Origin of the sequence: Vibrio sp. 10N.222.54.E6, assembly GCF_041473955.1 — a bacterium.
Taxonomy (GTDB): domain Bacteria; phylum Pseudomonadota; class Gammaproteobacteria; order Enterobacterales; family Vibrionaceae; genus Vibrio; species Vibrio tasmaniensis_A.
In genome coordinates this window covers 1-1,203 of sequence record NZ_JBFRTD010000065.1, presented here as the reverse complement: position 1 = coordinate 1,203, position 1,203 = coordinate 1, and the positions used below count along the sequence as shown (strand labels likewise).

The window sequence follows — 1,203 nt, the reverse complement described above, 5'->3', positions numbered from 1 at the left end:
AGATGGTTAGTCATGTAGTAGATATTTTGCTGGCTCTGCTGACGCATTAATAACCCAGAGACAAAGCCTTTTGTATTATGGAAAAAGACAAGACCTGACCCTATTCTTCTATGCTTTAATTATTTATTCTTAATAAATATAGGTAGCATCAACGCAACGCCCCATAAATAAGCTCCAGAGTGTAACTTTAAAGATAAAATAGAGGTAGCCCCGTTACCCCCGGCCACTATTACTAGCGGCTGAGAAAAGAAAATGATTAGCGCACATAAGGTTACGACTGACCATGGATTCACTTTTATCCCTTGGTTATTAGACAAGCTTAGCACCCAAGAGATATTTGCCAACCATGGGAACATCAACGCTATGGCTGTGTCGAACCAAGTGGTCAACATAAACGTTGCCGCAAAAACTTGCATGAAGCCAAATACTAGTGCTTGATAACCATAAGTTAAACTGCTTTCTCGCCCGTCAACGCAGGAAAAAGCCGGCAGAAGAAGCGCTACAAGATAAAACAGAGCTGATAGATTTCTAACAGAAAACATAGGGCTTTGCCTTATGCTAAACGCATTAATGGGTGAAAACACACACTATCTCACTTGCCTTAATCATTTGTCTTCAATGCATATTTCTTTATTAGTAAAACCAGCTTTTCTTCCTCAATCTGAGATTCGAATGAATCAGAAGGAATAATCAAAGCAGCAAGCTTATCCACAAAAATATAAACATCTCCACTGTTATCCTCTACGGACTCAACAGCCTCCCATTTGTAAAAACAACTCCCGAATGGATTCACTTCATGAATCCCTTCCTCTGTTAACTCAATGGTCTTATCACCAATAATAATACCACCTTCATTTGGCACTGATAATTCCCTTATCTTTATTAAGTTATAAATAAAACCCGAAATAATATAAAAATAAGTATCATTGTCATTAAAAATGTTTGCAAATGAAAACTAGAAAAGTTAACCCTTCCAATATTTATAGCGACTGACATAAAAAAAACAGCAATAAAAAAGCCAATCATCATGCTCTTTATAAAGTTCTTTTTTGTACTTTCTTGCGATGAACTCAGTCGTTTTAAAGCAAAACCTGAAAAATCCAAGTAGTTCTTTTTGGTGATTTTAATTGATTTGATCATTATAACTTCCCTATGTATACATCGACTTGCGTAGTTGTAGAACAATACAATAATCGTATTAGA

The 1,203-nt window shown here is 36.0% G+C and carries 3 protein-coding genes; all 3 read right to left on the bottom strand.

Annotation, left to right across the window (positions count from 1 at the left end):
* Positions 1 to 119 precede the first annotated feature (119 nt).
* Genes AB4513_RS24225 through AB4513_RS24215 form a run of 3 tightly spaced genes read right to left on the bottom strand, consistent with a single transcriptional unit; the run spans position 120 to position 1,140 of the window.
* Positions 120 to 542 carry a hypothetical protein gene (locus AB4513_RS24225; RefSeq protein ID WP_009844731.1) on the bottom strand — a complete coding sequence of 141 codons (423 nt, stop codon included), beginning with the start codon at positions 540 to 542 and terminating at the stop codon, positions 120 to 122.
* 59 nt (positions 543 to 601) lie between these two features.
* Positions 602 to 862, bottom strand: a complete 261-nt coding sequence (locus tag AB4513_RS24220; protein WP_009846197.1) for a YcxB family protein — start codon at positions 860 to 862, stop codon at positions 602 to 604.
* Positions 863 to 882: 20 nt separating this feature from the next.
* Entirely contained in the window at positions 883 to 1,140 is a 258-nt protein-coding gene (locus tag AB4513_RS24215) for a hypothetical protein (protein WP_009846196.1), read from the bottom strand.
* Positions 1,141 to 1,203: the final 63 nt, after the last annotated feature.

Bases quoted from the DNA above. Each gene is read 5' to 3' on its own strand.
- AB4513_RS24225 (WP_009844731.1), bottom strand. From the start codon at position 542: ATGTTTTCTGTTAGAAATCTATCAGCTCTGTTTTATCTTGTAGCGCTT.
- AB4513_RS24215 (WP_009846196.1), bottom strand. From the start codon at position 1,140: ATGATCAAATCAATTAAAATCACCAAAAAGAACTACTTGGATTTTTCA.